The organism is Klenkia sesuvii (genome assembly GCF_037083825.1).
In the GTDB taxonomy this organism is placed as follows: Bacteria; Actinomycetota; Actinomycetes; order Mycobacteriales; family Geodermatophilaceae; genus Klenkia; species Klenkia sesuvii.
In genome coordinates, this window is the sequence record NZ_JBAPLU010000005.1 from 26,344 (window position 1) to 44,902 (window position 18,559).

16 protein-coding genes are annotated in these 18,559 nt (G+C 69.2%); 7 read left to right on the forward strand and 9 right to left on the reverse strand.

The window, feature by feature from the left end:
• Positions 1-9 precede the first annotated feature (9 nt).
• Together TEK04_RS06440 and TEK04_RS06445 are read left to right on the forward strand one after the other, a co-directional pair.
• Entirely contained in the window at positions 10-1,071 is a 1,062-nt protein-coding gene (locus TEK04_RS06440) for a sugar ABC transporter substrate-binding protein (protein WP_336403498.1), read from the forward strand.
• Positions 1,071-1,472 (forward strand): VOC family protein, encoded by a 402-nt coding sequence (locus TEK04_RS06445; RefSeq protein ID WP_336403499.1) that lies wholly within the window; start codon positions 1,071-1,073, stop codon positions 1,470-1,472. Before TEK04_RS06440 ends, TEK04_RS06445 begins: the two co-directional genes overlap by 1 nt.
• 5 nt (positions 1,473-1,477) lie before the next feature.
• Here TEK04_RS06445 and TEK04_RS06450 read toward each other — a convergent pair whose 3' ends face one another.
• A complete protein-coding gene (locus tag TEK04_RS06450; protein WP_336403500.1) occupies positions 1,478-2,443 on the reverse strand; it encodes an isopenicillin N synthase family dioxygenase in 966 nt (321 codons plus the stop codon).
• A 60-nt stretch (positions 2,444-2,503) separates the two neighbouring features.
• Here TEK04_RS06450 and TEK04_RS06455 point away from each other — a divergent pair, with 60 nt between their 5' ends.
• Complete coding sequence (locus TEK04_RS06455; protein WP_336403501.1) at positions 2,504-3,985, forward strand: PucR family transcriptional regulator; 1,482 nt, start codon at positions 2,504-2,506, stop codon at positions 3,983-3,985.
• On the opposite strand, the gene yaaA is transcribed toward TEK04_RS06455, so the two are convergent.
• From yaaA to TEK04_RS06475, 4 genes are all read right to left on the reverse strand, one after another.
• Positions 3,982-4,731 carry a peroxide stress protein YaaA gene (gene yaaA / locus TEK04_RS06460; protein ID WP_336403502.1) on the reverse strand — a complete coding sequence of 250 codons (750 nt, stop codon included), beginning with the start codon at positions 4,729-4,731 and terminating at the stop codon, positions 3,982-3,984. The genes TEK04_RS06455 and yaaA overlap by 4 nt on opposite strands.
• 11 nt (positions 4,732-4,742) lie before the next feature.
• Positions 4,743-5,825, reverse strand: a complete 1,083-nt coding sequence (locus TEK04_RS06465) for an SPL family radical SAM protein (RefSeq protein ID WP_336403503.1) — start codon at positions 5,823-5,825, stop codon at positions 4,743-4,745.
• 73 nt (positions 5,826-5,898) lie between these two features.
• Positions 5,899-6,246: a hypothetical protein gene (locus TEK04_RS06470; RefSeq protein ID WP_336403504.1), complete on the reverse strand. Its 348-nt coding sequence runs from the start codon at positions 6,244-6,246 to the stop codon at positions 5,899-5,901.
• Positions 6,247-6,321: 75 nt separating this feature from the next.
• Positions 6,322-6,453: a hypothetical protein gene (locus TEK04_RS06475; protein ID WP_336403505.1), complete on the reverse strand. Its 132-nt coding sequence runs from the start codon at positions 6,451-6,453 to the stop codon at positions 6,322-6,324.
• Positions 6,454-6,709: 256 nt separating this feature from the next.
• Between TEK04_RS06475 and TEK04_RS06480 the strand changes: the two genes are divergently transcribed.
• The 4 genes from TEK04_RS06480 to TEK04_RS06495 all read left to right on the forward strand — a co-directional run bounded on the left by TEK04_RS06480 (position 6,710) and on the right by TEK04_RS06495 (position 12,978).
• Entirely contained in the window at positions 6,710-7,687 is a 978-nt protein-coding gene (locus TEK04_RS06480; RefSeq protein ID WP_336403506.1) for an AAA family ATPase, read from the forward strand.
• 185 nt (positions 7,688-7,872) lie between these two features.
• Complete coding sequence (locus tag TEK04_RS06485) at positions 7,873-9,624, forward strand: S8 family peptidase (protein ID WP_336403507.1); 1,752 nt, start codon at positions 7,873-7,875, stop codon at positions 9,622-9,624.
• A gap of 98 nt (positions 9,625-9,722) precedes the next feature.
• A complete protein-coding gene (locus TEK04_RS06490) occupies positions 9,723-11,009 on the forward strand; it encodes an ISL3 family transposase (RefSeq protein ID WP_336403508.1) in 1,287 nt (428 codons plus the stop codon).
• 139 nt (positions 11,010-11,148) lie between these two features.
• Positions 11,149-12,978, forward strand: a complete 1,830-nt coding sequence (locus TEK04_RS06495) for an RHS repeat-associated core domain-containing protein (RefSeq protein ID WP_489753254.1) — start codon at positions 11,149-11,151, stop codon at positions 12,976-12,978.
• A 600-nt stretch (positions 12,979-13,578) separates the two neighbouring features.
• On the opposite strand, the gene TEK04_RS06500 is transcribed toward TEK04_RS06495, so the two are convergent.
• From TEK04_RS06500 to TEK04_RS06515, 4 genes are all read right to left on the reverse strand, one after another.
• The gene (locus TEK04_RS06500; RefSeq protein WP_432277320.1) at positions 13,579-13,875 is read right to left on the reverse strand and encodes a transposase; all 297 of its coding nucleotides are present in this window, start codon (positions 13,873-13,875) and stop codon (positions 13,579-13,581) included.
• 11 nt (positions 13,876-13,886) lie between these two features.
• The gene (locus tag TEK04_RS06505; RefSeq protein ID WP_336403510.1) at positions 13,887-15,164 is read right to left on the reverse strand and encodes an ISL3 family transposase; all 1,278 of its coding nucleotides are present in this window, start codon (positions 15,162-15,164) and stop codon (positions 13,887-13,889) included.
• 205 nt (positions 15,165-15,369) lie between these two features.
• On the reverse strand, positions 15,370-15,762 hold the full coding sequence (locus TEK04_RS06510) for a hypothetical protein (protein ID WP_336403511.1): 393 nt from the start codon (positions 15,760-15,762) through the stop codon (positions 15,370-15,372).
• A gap of 435 nt (positions 15,763-16,197) precedes the next feature.
• Positions 16,198-18,336: a P-loop NTPase fold protein gene (locus TEK04_RS06515; RefSeq protein ID WP_336403512.1), complete on the reverse strand. Its 2,139-nt coding sequence runs from the start codon at positions 18,334-18,336 to the stop codon at positions 16,198-16,200.
• Between the last annotated feature and the right edge of the window lie 223 nt (positions 18,337-18,559).

Consider the following 18,559-nt stretch of genomic DNA (forward strand, 5'->3'; position numbering starts at 1 on the left):
GAGACGCCCGTGCCCGACATCCCCCGTCCCTCCCTCCTCTCGGCCCCGATACGCCGACGCGACCTGTTCCGGCTGGGCGGCGCCGTCGGCGGCGGCCTGGCCCTGAGCAGCCTGCTGGCGGCCTGCGGCGGCGACTCCTCGGGCTCGGGCTCGGGGTCCGGCTCCGGCGACGGCGTCGGGGCCGGGCAGACCATCGGCCTGTCGCTGAACGGCAACAACGCCTACTCCAGCTACGTGGCCGAGGGTGTGCTCAAGGCGCTGGAGGGCACCTCCTACGGCTTCGTCGGCGTCCAGAACAACTTCGACTCCAGCACCGAGCTGGGCAACGTGCAGAACCTGCTGAGCCAGGGCATCGCCGGTTTCGTCACGCTGCCCGCCGACGCCGCCACCATCGCCCGGGCCGCCGAGCTGGCCCAGCAGCAGGGCGTACCGGTGGGCAACGCCCTCTGGCCGGGTCCCAGCGACGCCGACGAGTACTTCACCGGGGTCGCCGACCTGGACTCCGTCGAGGGCGGCCGCATGATCGGCGAGTGGCTCAAGGAGAACGCCACCCCCGGCCCGGTCATCGTGGTGCAGGGCATCGTCGGCCAGGGCTTCTCCGAGCGCATCGACGAGGGGCTCGACGAGGCGCTGGAGGGCAGCGGGTTCACCGTGGTCGTCCGGGAGCAGGGCTTCTTCGCCCGCGACACGGCGACCTCGATCGTGGAGTCGGGCCTGCAGGCCAACCCCGGCGTGACCGCGATCGTGGCCTACGCCGCCTCGATGTCCAACGGCATCGCCGCCTACCTCGAGGCCAACGGCATCGACGGCATCGCGCACGTCTCCAGCGACGCCGACGACGAGATGTTCGAGTGGCTGGCCACGCCCTACCTGTCGGCCAGCCGCTACTACTCGGCCGCGCAGACCGGGTTGCTGGTCACCCAGGCGGTGCGGGCGGCCATCGAGGGCGGCGACGTCACCTTCGACAACCAGGTCGACCAGGTCATGGTCACCGCCGAGAACGCCGAGCAGGTCGTCGCGGAGAACCCCTACCGCTACGAGCAGTTCGCCGAGCAGGCGGCGTCGGTCTGATGACGATCTCGCTCTCGTTCACCAGCCTGCTGGTCGCCGAGCCCGACCGCTCGGTCGCCTTCTACGCCGACGTGTTCGGGCTGCCGGAGGTCGCGTCGCTGGCCAGCCCGCACTTCCGGGGTCTGCGCATCGGCCCCACCGTGCTGGGGTTCAGCGGCCCGAAGGCCTACGAGCTGCTGCACCTGACCGAGCCCGCCCCCGGTTCGGTGGGCGTCGACACCTTCCTCACCTTCGAGGCCGCCAGCATCGAGGAGGTCGACGAGCTGACCGACCGGGCGACCGCGCACGGCGCGACGGTGCTCGCGCCGCCGGCGGAGACCTACTACGGCGCCTGGCAAGCGGTGCTCGCCGACCCCGACGGGCACGTCTTCCGCATCAACCACCTGCGGCTGGACGACTGACCCGGTCAGCGGTGCGGGCCGAAGGAGGTCTGCCGCACGTACTTGTCGCGCAGGTGCTCGCCGGCCGTCGGGGTGCCCGGTGGTGGCGGTTGGTCGCCACCGGGCAACCCTGGCAGCACGTGCAACGACGCCTCGGGGTCGGGGTGGCTGTAGAAGGCGAAGGCCAGCCGGTCGGCGTCCATGGCCTGGTCACGGCGTGGGTTGACCACCCGGTGCAGCGTCGCCGGCCAGCGGTCGTCGGTCCACTCGGTGAGCAGGTCGCCCAGCATGACCAGCACGGCCCCGGGGATCACCGGGACGTCGGTCCACTCGCCACCCCGGTCGAGCACCTGCAGCGCCCCCGGCCGGTCCTCGGCCACGGCCAGGGTGAAGGCCCCGTAGTCCGAGTGCACCCCGGCCCGCAGCTGACCGGGCAGGGGCGGCTCGGGCTGGTCGGGGTAGTACAGGGCCCGCAGCATGCTCACCGGCTGCGTGAAGTGCGCGGTGAGCGCGTCAGGGCCCAGACCCAGCGCGAGGCCGGCGCAGCGCTGGACGGCCGTGTCCACCCGGCTGAACTCCCGGTGCGCGGCCTCCCAGGTCTCGCGGAACCTCGGCAGCCCGGCCGGCCACAGGTTGGGCGCGTGGTGCGGGCCGGTCGGCGGGCCAGGGCGCGGGTCGACCGTCCCGATGTCGAACTTCTCCTTCAGGTCGGCGGGTGACTCCTCGTCGAGGGAGTAGGTGATCCCCTCGCTGCCGGCGCCCGACCAGCCCCGCACCTGGTCGGCGGCCGGCTGCGCGACCTGCTGCTTGACCTCGGGGGGCAGGGCGAAGAAGCGCCGGGTGACGGCGAAGAGCTCCGCCAGGAGAGGGCGGGGGATGCCGTGACCGGTGATCTGGAAGTAGCCGACGTCGGCGCACGCCTGGCCGACGAGGTCGGCGGTGGCCGCCGGGCCGGGGGTGAGGTCGATGACGGGCACGGTGTGCACGGTCATGATGCTCCCGCACACGACGTGCAGTCGGCGCGGGCGGACAGGGTGGGGGATGGCGACGCGGTGGAGCTGAGCGCGCGCGAGGTCGCGGCCGCCGTCGGGCTCGCGGTCGTGGTCTGGGGTCCGGGTGCGGCCCGGCCGGTGGCCGTCGTCCGGCTGCTGGGCGACCCCGCGGAGGTGCCCGGCGGTGAGCCCGTCGTCCCGGGCACCCTGCTCGTGCTGCCCTGGACGGCGCCTCGCCGTGGCGCAGCGCTGCCGTCGCTGCCCGGCCTGCTGGGCCCCCTGCTGGACGCCGCGGCGCCGTGGTCGGCGCCCGGCGCGCCGGTGGGCGTCGCGGTGGTGACGCCCGCCGACCGGGTCGTCGTCCCGCCGCCCGACGTGCTCGCGCTGGCCGGGCGGGCCGGCGCCACGGTGCTGTGGGGGACCGGGGACGCGGCCGAGGTCGCCGCGCGGCTGCAGGCCGCGCTCCCGCGGCGCGACCCGGTGGGCGAGCTGCTGGTCGGCGACCTGGACCTGGTCGTGGTGGTGAACCGGCTCGCCGCGGCGTTGGGCTGCGAGGTCACCGTCGCCGACTCCACGGGCCGGGAGCTGGCCACCGGTGACGGGGGAGCGGCCGACGGCCCGGTCGCCGCCACCGAACCCGAACCCGTGCCCCTGCTGCTGGGTGGCCGGCGGATGGGGGTGCTGTGGGTCGGCCGGCCCCTCGGGGAGGCCCAGCGCGAGCTGGTCGAGGCGGTCGTGCCGGTGCTGGTGCTCGCCCTGCGCCTCCAGCTGGGCGAGGAGCGGGCCGACGCGCCGGCCGGCCGGATGCTCAGCGCCCTGCTGGGGGAGGACCTGGCCGCCCGCGAGGCTGCGGTGCGGCGCAGTCGGCGGCTGGCGGCGTTCCCGGCGCGGTCGGCGGTCTTCCTGGTGCTGGTGCCCTTCGGTCGCGCGGTGGCCGTCGCCGGTCTGCAGCGGCTGGCCCAGGCGGTGGAGCCGGCGGTGCGGGCGGTCGACGAGCGCGGGGTGGTCGTCGTCCACGAGGGGTCGATCGTGGTGCTGGTGGGCGCCGGGGTCGACCTGGACCGCCTCCAGCGGGCCATGTACCGCCGCGTCAACGTGCCGCTGTCGATCGGGGCCGGTCGGCCGGTGGACGACGTCCGCAGCTTCGCCGGCGCGCACCGCCAGGCACTGCGCGCCGCCGTGGTGGGGCGGGCGCTGGGTTCGGCGAACCGGGTCACCCGCTTCGACGACCTGGGCGTCAACCGGCTGCTGTTCCAGCTGCCCGAGCACGAGCGCCGGTCCTACGCGCGGGACGTGCTCGGTTCGGTGGCCGACGACACCCCCGCCGCGGCGGAGGGTCGACGGGTGCTGCGGGCCTTCCGGGCCGCCAACGGCAACGTCACCGAGGCGGCCCGGCAGCTGTTCCTGCACCACAACACGTTCCGCCAGCGGCTGGCGCGGCTGCGCACCGAGGTGGGCGACGTGCTGGAGGACCCCGACCGGCGGCTGGCGGTGTTCGTCGCCCTCGACCTGCACCGCCTGGACACCGAGCGCGACAGCTAGGCGGGCACCACCAGGGTCAGTGCGTCCGAGCCGCGCGCACGTTCCACGTGGAACCCGCCCCGGCGCAGCAGGCCGACCAGCGCGGTGGTGTCGGCCGGCTCGGCCCGGCTGGTGACCAGGTGGCGGGCCAGCCGGCCCTTGTGCGCCTTGTTGAAGTGGCTGACCACGGCCCGGGTGCCGTCGGCCCGCTCGCTGAGCACGTCGACGGTCACTGCACCCGGGACCGGCGCCAGTGCCTGGTAACCACCCGAGCGCAGGTCGACCACCAGGCCGTCGTGGTCGGCCAGCACGGGGGAGAGGGCCGGCTTCCAGAGCGTGCGGAGGGTGGGCAGCCCGGGCAGCTGGGACCCCGACGACAGCCGGTAGGCCGGGATCGGGTCCCCGGCCCGGACGACGCCGAACAGCGCCGACCCCACCGCCAGCCGGGCATCGGCCTTCGCGCGCTGCGCCGTCGTCAGCGTGCCGACGTCGAGCGCGTCGTACAGCACGCCGGTGTACCGCTGGATGGCCGGCATGGAGGGGGCGGTGCGCAGCGCGGCGTTGCGGGCCACCTCCTCGTCCTGCTTCGGCGAGAGGCCCAGCGCGGCCCGCGACGCCGGGACGTCGGCGGCCAGCGCGACGACCGCGTCGACCAGCCGCGACCGCACCCCGGTCAGCGCGTCGGCGGCGGTCAGCGCGGAGAGGTCCAGCGGGGCACCGGAGCCCCCCGCGTGCTTGGTCTCCGAGGGCGGCAGCAGCACGAGCACGAGGAGCGAGCCTAGGTCCAGTACAGGAACCGTGCCCCGGGCAGGTGCTGGGCCACCGCGTCGGTGAACCAGCCGCGCAGCTCGCCCATCACGGGCTTGGGGTAGACGTGCTTGACCGCGCCGAACCTCCCGCGCTTCTGGGTGCGCAGGTCCTCGTCCATCTCCAGCTTCGTGCGCGGGTACCAGTCGAGCAGGGTGGTCTTGCTGCCCGGCGTGAACCGGTGGGTGATGCATTCGACCGTGAGGTCCGCGCCGGCGGGGAGGACGGCGGCCACGAAGTCGAACAGCTCGCCGTACTCGGTGCGCCAGTCCGCCACCGGCATGATCGGCGCCACCGTGAGCCCGACCGGGTAGCCCGCCTCGGCGACCCGGCCCAGCGCCGCGACCCGGGCCGGCACGGGGGAGGTGGCGCCCTCGAACCGTCGGCCAACCGTGGCGGCGTTGACCGAGAAGCGCAGCCGGGTGCGGCCGCGGTGGGGGAGGTCCAGCAGCGGCTCGACGTCGTCGAACTTCGTGGTCGCCCGCAGCTGCACCGGCCCGGACCAGGCGTGCGTGCCGAAGAAGGTGACGGCCTCGGCCAGCCCGCCCGTGAGGTGCTCGATGGCCACGGGGTCGGTGTAGCAGGACGCCTCGAACGTCGTCCCCTCGTGGCCGCGCTCCGCGGTGCCCGAGGTGACCGCCCCGCGGCCGACGTACCCGGACAGCGAGGCGAGGACGTCGGGCAGGTCGGCGAACACCCGGGTGATCGGCGGCCCGCTCAGCGACCCGGCCAGGTAGCAGTACTGGCAGTGCGCGGGGCAGCCCTCGGCCAGGTCGAAGCGCCAGTCCGCCGAGGGCGGGATGGGCTGCAGCTTCCGCTTCGAGGGCGCGCCCACCACCACGGCGAGGGTGTCCTTGGCGGCCATGAAAGCGGCCCGGTCGCCGTCCCCGCGCAGGTTGGGCAGCCGGTCACCGGCCAGCACCCGGACGTCGGCGACCCCCGCCGCCTGCACGCGCTCGAGCACCCGCCGGCCGTACGGCAGCGCCGCGGCGGAGCGGGTGACCAGGACGCGCGAGGGCGTCCAGACGCGGGTGGGGGCGGGTGCGGGAGGCATCACCGGTACCAACACGTCCGGGTGGGGCCTGCTTCCCCCCGCTGCCCCGCCCGCCGTGGTCAGTGCGCCGTGGTCAGTGCGCCGGGGACACCTGCAGCGTGCGGTCCGCCGGACCCGGGGCGACGCAGAACCCGAACCGGGTGAACGCCGCCTGCGCGGCCGCACCCGTGCGCGGGCCGTCGTGCACGAGGGTCAGCGGCCGGGTGAGGTCACCCGTCGCGGCGAAGGCGTCGTCGTCGTCCGCCGTCCAGAAGACGACCGAGCCCGTCGCCTCCGGGTAGCGGGCCAGGAGCGCCGTCCGCAGCCGCTCCCGGACGGCGGCGGGGTCGCCCGGCACCGACTCGACGGCCAGGATGCCGTGGCCGCGCAGGTGCGCGCAGGCCTGCTCCGCCCGGTCCCCCCCGACCAGCCGCTGCGCCACCCGATGGAGCGCGGCCGCTCGGTCGGCGAGATCATCGGCCTGCTCACCCCGCCCGCGGCGGGCTGAGCAGCGGGTTCAGTCGGCGAGGTCGACGACCACCGGGGCGTGGTCGCTGGCGCCCTTGCCCTTGCGCTCCTGGCGGTCGATCCCCGCGCCGGTGACCCGCTCGGCCAGGGCGGGGGAGCAGAGGGCGAAGTCGATGCGCATGCCCTCGCGGCGCGGGAAGCGCAGCTGCGTGTAGTCCTAGTAGGTGTACTCGCCGGGCCTGCGACCCGGCTTCATGGGGCCGGACTGACCTGCGATGGCACATCAGCATCCGCAGAGGTCAGCGACTGTCCATCATGCGGTCGAGTCCGCAGGATGTGCCGCACCGCAATGCCGCGTTGGTGGGCTCGAAGTCGTCGGTGCCCCAGCCGATAAGGTCATAGGCCACGGTGGGCGTGTTTGGCAGGAGGTCTGGAGCATGGCTCGTGCGGACCTGCTCCTTGCGCTGGTGCAGTCCGGGGCGGGGGGTGACGACCTCGCTTTCCGACGGGCGGCAGAAGCCCTGATCGCCGAAGAGGAGAACAAGAAGCACGGGGTGCTCGCTTCTCAGCTCACCGAGGCGCTGAGGCGACGCCGGCCTGGCCCGTCGGCCCCTGTGACTTCCTTGGCGAGGGATACAGCCGCTCAAGGGCTGTTCCACGAACAAGACCCGCACCGGCGTCTCGGGGGGCAGGTGCTGTCGTCGCACGCTCGTCACGTCGTGGGCCAGCTCATCGAAGAGCACCATCGCCGGGATCTGCTCCGCAGCCACGGGATCGAACCGCGCCATCGAGTCCTCCTTGTTGGTCCGCCGGGTGGCGGCAAGACTTCGTTGGCTGAGGTGATCGCGACCGAATTGGCCGTGCCGTTCTTAACCGTCCGGTACGAAGGTCTCATCGGCAGCTTCCTCGGTGAGACCGCTTCGCGGCTGGAGGCATTGTTCGACGCGGTCAGGGTGCGTCCATGCGTACTGTTTTTCGATGAGTTCGATGCAGTGGCGAAAGAGCGTGGGGACACACACGAGACGGGCGAGATCAAGCGGGTTGTCAGCTCACTACTGCTTCAGGTGGACCGGCTTCCTAGTCACGTCATCGTGATCGCGGCGACCAACCATGCTGAGTTGCTCGACCGGGCGGTCTGGCGCCGGATGCAGATCCGGCTAGAACTTCCACTTCCAACGAGAGCCGGCAAGATCGAATGGTTGCAAGCATGGTCCACCCGAACCGGGATGCACCTCGGGCTCTCGCCTCGCACCATCGCTGATCGACTGGGCCGCCTCAGCTTCGCTGAACTGGAGGAGTTCGCGCTGGACGTGCAGCGCCGGTCGATCCTGTCGGGCCCAGAGCCCAACGAGGCCGCAGTGGTAAACGACGTACTCGCTGAGTGGTCGCGCCGGACTCAGGTGAGTGGAGGGTGACGGAACCGCCGGGTGCCGTGTCGACAGCCCGGCCGGTCATCGTCGGGCGGACCGCACCGCCTCGGGCCATCGCTCCTCGCCGAGGAGGAGGTGGGCGGGTTCGATTTGCCGATCCCGATGGTCAGTCCCGTCGACTGGATGCCCGCTTCGACGAGGCGACGGCTGCGTTGGGTGAGCAAGTTCAGTTGGCCGAGTCGATCCACGTCGCCGATCCGCAGCTTGTCCTCGTGTTCGAGGGTTTGGACGAGCAGATAGATCTCAGCGCTGTTGCTAGCAGGATCGGCATCGAGATCCTTTTCGAAGCCGAAGATGCTATGGAGCCTACGGCAGAGTTCCAGCTGCTGAGCCAGCAACCGCGCAACCCGTTCATCACGTCGTGTCTCCACGCTGTCTGTGCCGATCAGCGGGCCTTCGACAACCTGCTCTCGCTATGGCGCGCCTGGCGGTCGTCGGGTGAGGTAGCGCATGGGCTGTCGCCGTTGCGTGACCTCTTCACCCACCTGCGGGACATCCGGCCCTGGGGGCCTCAGGACCGTCTGAGGTCCATCGACTGGGATGAGTACTTCGCCGGTCGGATTGATGATCGGCCGCACACGCTTGAGATCGAGCTCTGGTATCGCCACAGCCAGACCGCGCGGCAGCTCAGTCAGCAGGAGGTCACCACCCTTGTCAGAGAGGCAGGTGGGGATGTCCTTTCGAGCGCCATCATCGACCAGATTGGCTATCACGGTCTGAAGTGCATGGTCCCGACTCAACTGCTGAGATTGCTCGCGTCGGGCAATTACGACGCGGTTCGCGTCGTTCGGTCGGCGAACGTCATGTATCTGCGCATCGCGGGGCAGGCTCTACCGATCGCCGGTGAGATCACTGCCGCCCCGGACGTGTTAGCCCGCGCAGAGCCTTCAGGCGAACCGGTTCTGTGCCTACTGGACGGGGTGCCTGCGGCAAATCACCCGCTGCTTTCCGGTCGGGTGGTTGTCCACGATCCGGATGATCTCACTAGCCGAGCTACGGTCGATGAACTTCGGCACGGGACGTGGATGACCTCCGTCGCCGTGTGGGGGGACCGCAGCGCCGACGAGCCTCCGGCGAACCGCCCGGTGCTCGTCCGCCCGGTGCTCACGCCGGCGGACGACACTGCGGATCGCGTCGAAGAACTCCCATCTGACGCCCTGGTTCCTGATCTCATGTGGCGAACGTTCCGTGAGCTGTTCGATGGGTCAGATGGACAGGCGCCTGTCGGCGAGGGCATTGCGGTGGTCAACATCTCGGCCGGTGACCCGGCATCGCCCTTCGACACCATCCTGTCCTCCTGGGCGCGGATGATTGACTGGTTGAGCTACGAGTACGGCGTACTGGTAATCGTGTCAGCCGGGAACCATCCGCACCTCAACCTTGCCCCGGCGACGTCAGTGACCATCGCTGCCCTCGAGGGCGATGAGCGGCGCATCGCTACGCTTGAGGCGCTGCACCGTCAGCAGCATGACCGTCGACTGCTCGCTCCTGCGGAGTCGGTCAATTCGCTCACAGTGGGCGCCGTTCATCAGGACCGGTCAGACGAGCCGGCACGCGGATACGGCGTCGACCCAAGCGATGGGTTGCGGTGCATCAGTCCAATCTCGCCCATCGGACGGGGGTACCGGCGCAGCATTAAGCCTGATCTAGCTACCGATGGTGGCCGCGTCGTGTTCCGAGGCGGTGTCGTGCCGCAGGATGCAATCGTCTTCACGGGTCGGTCTGCCAACGGTCCCGGGATCCGGGTGGCGGCGCCCGCGCACGGGACAGAGACGTTTATCGCTGGGACTAGCCCGGCGGCTGCCTTGATTTCCCGGCGTGCCGCTCGGCTGCACGACGTCATCGAGTCCATCGCCGTTTCTGAGGGGATCTCCCGCAGGCAAAGGGGCTCTTCGCGGTTCCTGGTGAGGGGCAAGACGTGAGCCGGAAGTCGTGATCTTGACCCGGAGACGTTGAGGGCCCGTGGTCCTGCTGGGATGGGTGTTGCTGAGACACCAACGCCAGATGAGGTCCACGAGCCGTGTTCGAGCCTACGGGCTCGCAGCGGGATGCTGCGAGCGCGATCTTCAACTTGCCCGACTACCGCGTGCTGAGCGCCGTCGATGCCGACGGCGGCGTCCGCCGGATCGAGGTGGAGACGACCGCGCCGCCGGGCTGCCCGGTCTGTGGAGTGCTCGCGACACGGGTGCACTCGGTCCGCCGGCAGCGGCTGCGCGATCTGCCGGTGGCCGGGCCGGTGGAGGTGATGTGGGTGAAGCGCCGCTGGTTCTGCGATGAGTACCGCTGTTCGCGTGGCACGTTCAGCGAGGTCACCGACCAGGTGCCGGCCTACGCCCGGTCGACCGCGCGCCTGTGTCAGGCGTTGGTCGCCGCGGTGGTGGTCTCCGGCCGGGCGGCCAGCGAAGTCGCCCGTGCTCACCGGGTGTCGTGGTGGCTGGTCGCCTCGATGCTCGGCGCCGCCGCCGACCTGCTCGCCGATCCCGACGACGTGCTCGTGCGCCGGCTCGGGGTCGATGAGCACCGCTACCGGTCGGTGCGGTTCTTCCGCCAGACCGACGGGAGCTGGCGGCGCTACGAGCCGTGGATGACCACGCTGGTCGACGCCGACACCGGCCGGGTGCTCGGCGTGGTCGACGGCCGCGACTCCGCCGGCGTCGGGGCCTGGCTCGCCGCCCGCAGCCAGGCGTGGCGGGACGCGGTCGAGGTGGTGGCGATCGACCCGTCGGCGGCGTTCCGTAAGGCGCTGCGCGAGCACCTGCCGCAGGCCGCTGTGAGCGTCGATGCGTTTCATGTGGTGAAACTGGCCAACGACATGGTCACAGCCGTGCGGCAACGGATCGTCCGGGACCGCAAGGGCCGCCGTGGCCGGGGCGTCGACCCTGCCTGGGCCAACCGGCGGCTGCTGCTGCGCGCCGGGGACACGCTGAGCCCCCGTGCGCTGGCACGGCTGAAGGCCACCCTGCGCGAGGACGATCCCACCGACCAGATCGGCGCCGCCTGGGGCGTGAAAGAACAGCTGCGACGGCTGCTGACCAGCGGCTCACTGGCCGAGGCCGCCGAGCACAGGATGCGGCTCGGCGCGTTCGTGCTGGCCGCGAACATGCCCGAGACCGACCGGCTCTGGGCCACCATCGACACCTGGTGGGACGCGATCGAGGTGCTCATCGTCACCGGCGCCACCAACGCCCGCACCGAGGCCGCCAACACCGGCATCAAGCAGATCAAGCGCACCGGCCGCGGCTACCGCAACCCGGCCAACTACCGCGCCCGTATCCTCCTCGCCAGCGCCGCCCGGACGGCAGCGTGAACACCCTTCTCAGCGGGACCGTTCACCAGGAACCGGGAAGAGCCGGATTGGCTGGGAATGCACCACTTATGATGGCCGGGGGCGTGTCACAAGCCGCACCTACCCGACTGGAACCAGTGGCGGTGCGCGAACCGTGTCGATGCAGTATTCGGTGAACGGGGACCCGCTTACGTCTTCAGTCAGCGACTCAGCTGGCACTCTTCAGACCACGGTCGATCTGCTCGGACGAGTGGTACGTTCCGTCGACGCGATTGGTGTGATAACCCAGATTTCATACGACCGAGTCGGGCGGCAAACGTCTGAGATCGTCACGCCTCCGAACTCGGCGGATGCGCAGCAGCAATTGACGTACACCTATGACGATGCCGGCCGGACCCTCACGGTAAGCATGGGAGGGAGTGTTCTCGCCACCAGCAGCTACAACGGTGCTGGTGAGCTGGCATCGGTCACTTATAGCAACGGATCTGCGCTCACTGCCATGAACCGAAGCGATAGCGGAATATTGGTTTCAGAGACTTGGCGGACGGCTGACGGAGTGAGCGTCACGTCAGCTGTTACGAGAAGCCGGGCAGGGACGGTACTCGATGAGTCGTTGAACGGCATTGATGCACGAGCAACCGGGCCGAACTTCTCCTACGACGCTGCCGGTCGCTTGATCGATGCATGGGTTACTAATCACCACTACACCTACGACTATTCTTCAGCGGCGGATGCGTCATGTCCTGCAGGGACTAAGGCAACGGCCGGTGCGAACACCAACCGCGTGCGCATGACGGACACCAGCAGCAGTGGAACGACAGAGACAAAGTACTGCTACGACTCAGCCGACCGTCTTCTACGCACGCTCGGTGCTGCTGCTATTACCGGTATTTCCTACGACGCATCTGGCAACACCGTTGCGTACACCCAAAACAGCGCGACCACCCAACTGAAGTGGGATGGGTCGGGACGCAACATCGGACTGCAGGTAGACGGCTCCGACCCCGCAAACGTCACTTATCAGCGGGATGCCACGGACCGCATAGTTCGCCGCACTACCAGCGCGGGTGACTCTTTCACTGATCTCCGGTACGGGTACACGGGGTCCGGTGACACTGCAGATTTGGTGCTGGCTACCGATCTCAGGCTGATGACACGGACGATCGCCCTGCCCGGCGGCGTAATCTTCACCTGGGCGCCTGACACCGCTAATCGAACGTGGGATCATCCCACCGTCCGTGGCGATCTTAGTCTCACTACGGATAACGCTGGTAAGCAAAAGGGTGCAATCCGTACGTTCGGACCGTTTGGTGAGGCCCTCACAACTGGTAACGACGGCTTGCCGGACAATCAGCCTGGAGATTTTGACTTTGGCTGGCTGGGGCAGTATCAGCGCGGCACGGAGCATGCCGGGTCTGTTGCAGTGGTTCAAATGGGCGCTCGGCCGTACAACCCTGCTACCGGAACATTCTTGTCTGTCGATCCTGTCGAGGGCGGCAACGAGAACGCCTATTCGTATCCGGCCGACCCGATCAACAAGACGGATATAGATGGCAACGCCTGGACCTACTCCTGTCCCGCTAACAAGCCACGCAATACCGCAATCGACTCATTCAGCACCGCCAAGGCGCCTCGAAATGCCGGCGGGCCGGGTTACCGGGGCGGTAAGACGACTCTGGTGTGTGGTGGCGACGACACGCGGGGTTATCGGCATATCCTTTACGGTCACGCAAACGACTTCCAAAAGGTGGCCACCAAGGTTGGGTCGGACCGTGACCGCATCCTCCAGCAGGTGCTTGGGCAAGCGTTGCAGTATCCAGACAAGGTTCTATACCGGCCTGGAAACAACGCCTACAATTACCAGAAGCAGATGAACTATTACGATCGCCACATGCGCCTGGTGGGCACATCAACGTGGTGTGTTTCCGTAGGGGCGGTGAGCAGAAAGGTAATCACCGCTTACGAGGGGTATTGTCCGGGCGGTCGTTAGGGAGGTCTGAGGACACGTTAGTGGCAGGTCGGCCGTGGATCGCCCTCACGGCCGACCTGCCCAGCTCCTTATCTTGGGATTGGTAAATGACTAGCGCCGAATTGTTCCACCCGAAGAGCATCATCCTGATGCCTGAGTTCGGGGTCACCCTGCCGGTATGGGTTGGCGCCGACTCTGAGGAGTCGGGAAATATCGGCGGGGACGCACTCCGTCGGCTAGGGGTCTCCGAGAAGATGATCGAACGATTAAAAGAATGGCAGGTCGGATGGGACCACGATCCGGACGCTGGCAGGTCCCCGAGGGCGTTTCAACCAGGTGAGCCGCTCAGTGTACGTATCGCACGCGACCTGCAGCGTGAGTTGCCGAACGTTGCAATATGGCTGCGAACAGAAGGCGGTCTTATTTCACCTAGGGCTGCGGATGAGAAGGGCTAGCCTCGAACTTTCGTGATCTTGTCCCGTGTGTTTGTCGTCGGGGTTCTTGCCCCGCGTGGGCGTGAGGATCGCATCGGGGTGTGACGGTTCGCCCGATGTCGTTCGGGTGGGCGCCGGGTCCACGTGCCGGTCGGGTCCTTGGGGTCGTTGAGGTAGGGGCCGGCGGTCAGCCGGTCGCGGCCCTCGGCGGTGGGGCGGTGAGCCGCGCGAGGGCGTCGAGCGCGGCCAGGACCAGCGCGGTGAAGGGCGCGGTCGCGGCCAGGTGCAGCAGTCTGCGGCGGCCGGTGCGCGCGGCTCGCGCGGGGATGGAGAACAGCCGGTGCCGCAGCCGCTTGGGTTCCCAGCGTCGGGCCTGTTCGTGGCCGGGGTGTCCGGTGAGGGCGAGGGTCTGCATCCAGGCGGTGAGGTCGCAGGCCAGCGCCACGATCGCGCACCAGATCTGGTTCTGGGCGAAGTCGTGCAATGGGGCTCTTCTTACTTGAGGTGGGGGCTGGTGAGTCCGCCGCCGATGAGGAGCATGCGGAGTCGGTAGTTGGTGTGGTTGCGGAAGCCGCGGGCTACGCGTCGGTGGAGTTCGATGAGGCCGTTGATGGCCTCGGTGCCGCCGTTGCTGGCGCGGTCGGTGTCGAAGTAGGCCAGGAACGCGGTGCGCCAGCGGGTCAGCGTCCGTCCCAGTCGCGCGACCTCGGGCACCGGGCAGGTCGGAAAGGTGGCCAGGACGGTCTGGGCGAGGCTGCGGCCCAGGGTGGTCTTGGGGTGGGCGTAGGCCGCGCGTAGCAGCTGGGCGCAGGACCAGGCGACCTCGACGGCGACGTGCCGCTCGTCGGCGGCCAGCGCTGCGCGTAGCCGGGCCCACTGTCGGTCGGTGAGGTTCTCCTCGCCGGCGCGCAGGAGGTTGCGGATGCCGTAGAGCGGGTCACCGGCGCGGCCGCGGTGACCGTGGATGTCGTTCTGCACCCGGCGGCGGCACTCGTCGACGGCGTCGTTGCCCAGCTTGACGACGTGGAAGGCATCCAGCACGGCGACGGCGTCGGCGAGGTGGTCGTCGATGGCGTTCTTGTAGCCGTGGAAGGGGTCCAGGGTGGCTACGGTGATGCCGGCCCGGAAGACCTCCCCGCGGTCGGTCAGCCAGCCGCCATAGGCCGCACCGGTCCGTCCGGGGACGAGGTCGAGCAGCCGTGCGCGGACGCGTCCGCGCTGGTCGCGGGTCAGGTCGACCATGCCGGTCAGCTCCTTGGGACCCCGGCCGCCGGCCTCGATCGGCTTGGTCGACACGTGGTGCCACACGTGCTCATCGACCCCGAGGGCGGTGACCCCGGCGAAGCGGGTCTCATCGGCGGCCATCGCCTCCAGCAGCGGTGCGATGGCTCGCCACACGGTGCGCCAGGTGGTGCCCAGCTGGCGGGCGATCCCCGCGACGCTGGCCTGCTCGCGGCGTAGCTGTCCAATCGCCCACCAGCACGCCCGCGTCGTCAGCAACGCCCGCCGGGCGGCCAGGGCCGGGTGCTGCTCGGTGAACGCCCCGACCGGGCAGTCGGGGTCACCGCAGCGCCATGTGCGCTTGCGCCACCGGATGGTGACCGGCCGACCGAAGCAGGGGGTGTCGACCAGACGCACCATGGCGCGGCCGCGGCTGGTCGCCAGCACCCCGCACGCTGGGCAGCCCATCGGTTGCGGTGGTGACTCCACGGTGACCCGCAGCCCGGCGCCGTGCTCGGCCACGGCGATGACGTGCACCCCGTCCAGGCCCACGAGCAGGTCGCAGCGGGCGCAGTAGCCCGATCGATGACAGGGATCAGCAGACGGGCACGCGGGAGCGCCCGCCGTAGGCTCGGACACGTCGAGGCCTTCCGGACAGGGTTGCTTGGTCGCTCCCGATCCTGGAGGCCTCGACCCCGCTCACCAACCAAGATCACCCTGCCGGGGCGGCTCCCCCCACCTCAGGTACGAAGAGCCATCAAACCCGGAGCGAGACAGTGCGCCAGGTGGTGCCCAGCTGGCGGGCGATCCCCGCGACGCTGGCCTGCTCGCGGCGTAGCTGTCCAATCGCCCACCAGCACGCCCGCGTCGTCAGCAACGCCCGCCGGGCGGCCAGGGCCGGGTGCTGCTCGGTGAACGCCCCGACCGGGCAGTCGGGGTCACCGCAGCGCCATGTGCGCTTGCGCCACCGGATGGTGACCGGCCGACCGAAGCAGGGGGTGTCGACCAGACGCACCATGGCGCGGCCGCGGCTGGTCGCCAGCACCCCGCACGCTGGGCAGCCCATCGGTTGCGGTGGTGACTCCACGGTGACCCGCAGCCCGGCGCCGTGCTCGGCCACGGCGATGACGTGCACCCCGTCCAGGCCCACGAGCAGGTCGCAGCGGGCGCAGTAGCCCGATCGATGACAGGGATCAGCAGACGGGCACGCGGGAGCGCCCGCCGTAGGCTCGGACACGTCGAGGCCTTCCGGACAGGGTTGCTTGGTCGCTCCCGATCCTGGAGGCCTCGACCCCGCTCACCAACCAAGATCACCCTGCCGGGGCGGCTCCCCCCACCTCAGGTACGAAGAGCCACCAATCTACGCGGTCGATGGCGCGTACGACTCCTTGCTCACCCACGAGCAACCTGGCTCAGCGAAGCGATGGGTGGACCGGATGGCGAAGGATTGGTTCCCGGACGCAGCAAAGCGCCGTCGTTACCCGGTAATGCGGGGAGAGCCGGGGAAGAACGCTTGGCTCGACACCTACACAGGTCGCCGCGAAGCCGGACATTCATCGTCCGCGTGTGGTAAGCACACATTTGCTCACGAGGTCTCGACTGCGGCGCCCTTGATGTAACGAGATGCGAATGCCCGGCGTCGCGCCAAGCTGGTGTCGGCCCAAGTCCCGCGCTCACTATGGTCGACAGTCTCGGCTTCCAGGCCCGTGACCATGCTGAACAGCTCACCAGAGAATGACGCGGACGACGGTGGCGCTCCCGGCGGTCCCCCGACGATGTAGGCGAACCCGACAAGACGGGCCGCGACGTCCTCGGCGGTGAACTCCCCGGCCTCGAACCCTTCGCGAACGGCGGCCTGCAGCTCTAGGAGGAGGCCCGCTTTGTCGACGAACGCGTAGAGGAAGGGACTGCCGTCCTCACCCGGGGAGTCATCTCCCGCGCGAAGGTCGGCGAGCAGGATGGGGACGATTCGGGTGGCCTCACGTCGTAGCGCACCGCGAAGGGCCTCCTGGGTCTCTTCCCTGATGCGCTCCATCGTGGTGGTGGCTGTGGAGATGACGTGCGCGCGCCGGTAGGTCTGCTCGCAGGCGGCGAGCGACGGGTCAACGTCCGCAGTGGGGTCAGCGTCAAGCAGAAGTCGCAGCAGGTTCGCCATCCAGTATGTCGTCTGGGACTGAGAGGACGTCCATGCGGCGACGCGGTCCGGGAGCTGGTCGACCAGGCCCATGCCAGTACGCAGCAACTCCAGCGAGATCGGACCCTCTGGTGCTTCCCCCCGTGTCCAGGGTTCCTCGATGTCGGCGTAGCGAACCCGAATTTTGCTCAGCGCGAGGGTGACCTGCTCGTCGTCCTCGGCCAGGACGAGGCTGCGAAGTAGGTCGGGATGTCCGGCGGCTGCCTGAGCCAGTGCTCGGGCGATCACCGCGTCGGGGATGTCGCCCTCAGGGATGGATTGGGCGAGGTAGCGGTCGAAGTATTCGGGGTGCGCGAATCTGCCGGCCGCGGCTCGTACTGCTTGCTTTTCACCGAAGGCCGGAAACAAGGTTTGCAGGACGGCGCGAGCATCTACCCGGTCCTGACTATCCTCGACAGTGGCGAGCAGCTTCTCCCAGTCGGGTTTCGCGTCGTCGCGCGAACCAAGAACAATCCCGCCACTCGACCCGCGGGTGAGCTCGGCCTTCCATCGTTGGAGATGCCCGAACAGATCCGGGAACTGGACCCTGAGGAAGGTGGCCAAGATGAGGTCAACATCGTTGACCTCGTCCAGGTCGTGAATGCGGAACTGCTCACGAACCTGAGCCAGGAACCGCTCGATGGCTCGTGGCGTGGTCAGTTGAGAGGGCATCGTCGTCAGGACGACGCGCCCGAAGCGTTGCTTGTCGAAGACTGTCTCGAGCCGTTCGACAGTGACTATTTCTGTCAGTCCAGCATCGAGCATCTTGACAATCTTGCCTGTCAGCAACGGCGGCATGCTAAGCGGGTACTGGACGATCTTCTCCATGAACGCCCGTGCACGCGCCGTCGAGACCTGGCCGCGGGATGGGTCCTGGAGTGTCTCGACCAACGTCTGCTCGTCGTAGGCGAGCAGGAAATCAACCCCTGGGAAGCGGCCGAGCAACCTGACCACTTTGAGCAGGTCTAGCAGTTCGGACGACTGTAGACGATCTATGTCGTCCACGATGATCAGGATCGGTGTACCAAGTTCCCGCAGCTCATCCGCGACCTCCTCGAACGCGACGTTCCAGGGTTTGCGAACCCGCTCCTCAATGGTGCGGCTCGCCTCGGCGATACCGGACCCCACCACGGGAATCGCGGCGGCTAGAGGCCGGGCGATCCTGGCGTAAGCGGAGATTCTCTCTCGAAGCCGTTGGGTTCCCTCGGCTCGCGGGGCGGCCGCCCCGAGGGCGGCGAAGAACTCCTCGAGTAGCGCCTCGGTCCCCGAGGTCGCCCACGGCGTGAACGACACGACGCGCCAACGACTGTCCGCCGCCGCCCCCGGCGCGGTGAGGAATGACTTGATAAGCGCGATCACAGACGACTTGCCGCTGCCCCATGCCCCCTCTAGCCCGTAGACAACGCTGGACTCGGCCGTGTGGTTTTCGTCGATCAGTCTCGCGGCATGTTCTGCGAACCACGCCCGGCCGAGCCGGTCCTGCTCGACCGAGCCAATGGGGTCGTCATGCCATCCCGGGGCATTGGGACTTCCACTATTGGACTCAGTCACGAAATGGAGCCTAGGGGCAGCCACCAACACGCCTCATCATGCACGGACCGCCGCCCGGGGAGCGGGCCAGGGCAACGCCTAGGTCGCGAACGTGAAAGTCCACGCGCGTCCGACAGATGAGGCCGTCCGATCGACTAGCTGTACGGGGCCTCGCACGGCGGCGTCAATCATCGGCTGTGCAGGCGGGCAGGCGGCGTACCGCTGCGAGGACTGCGACACGTCA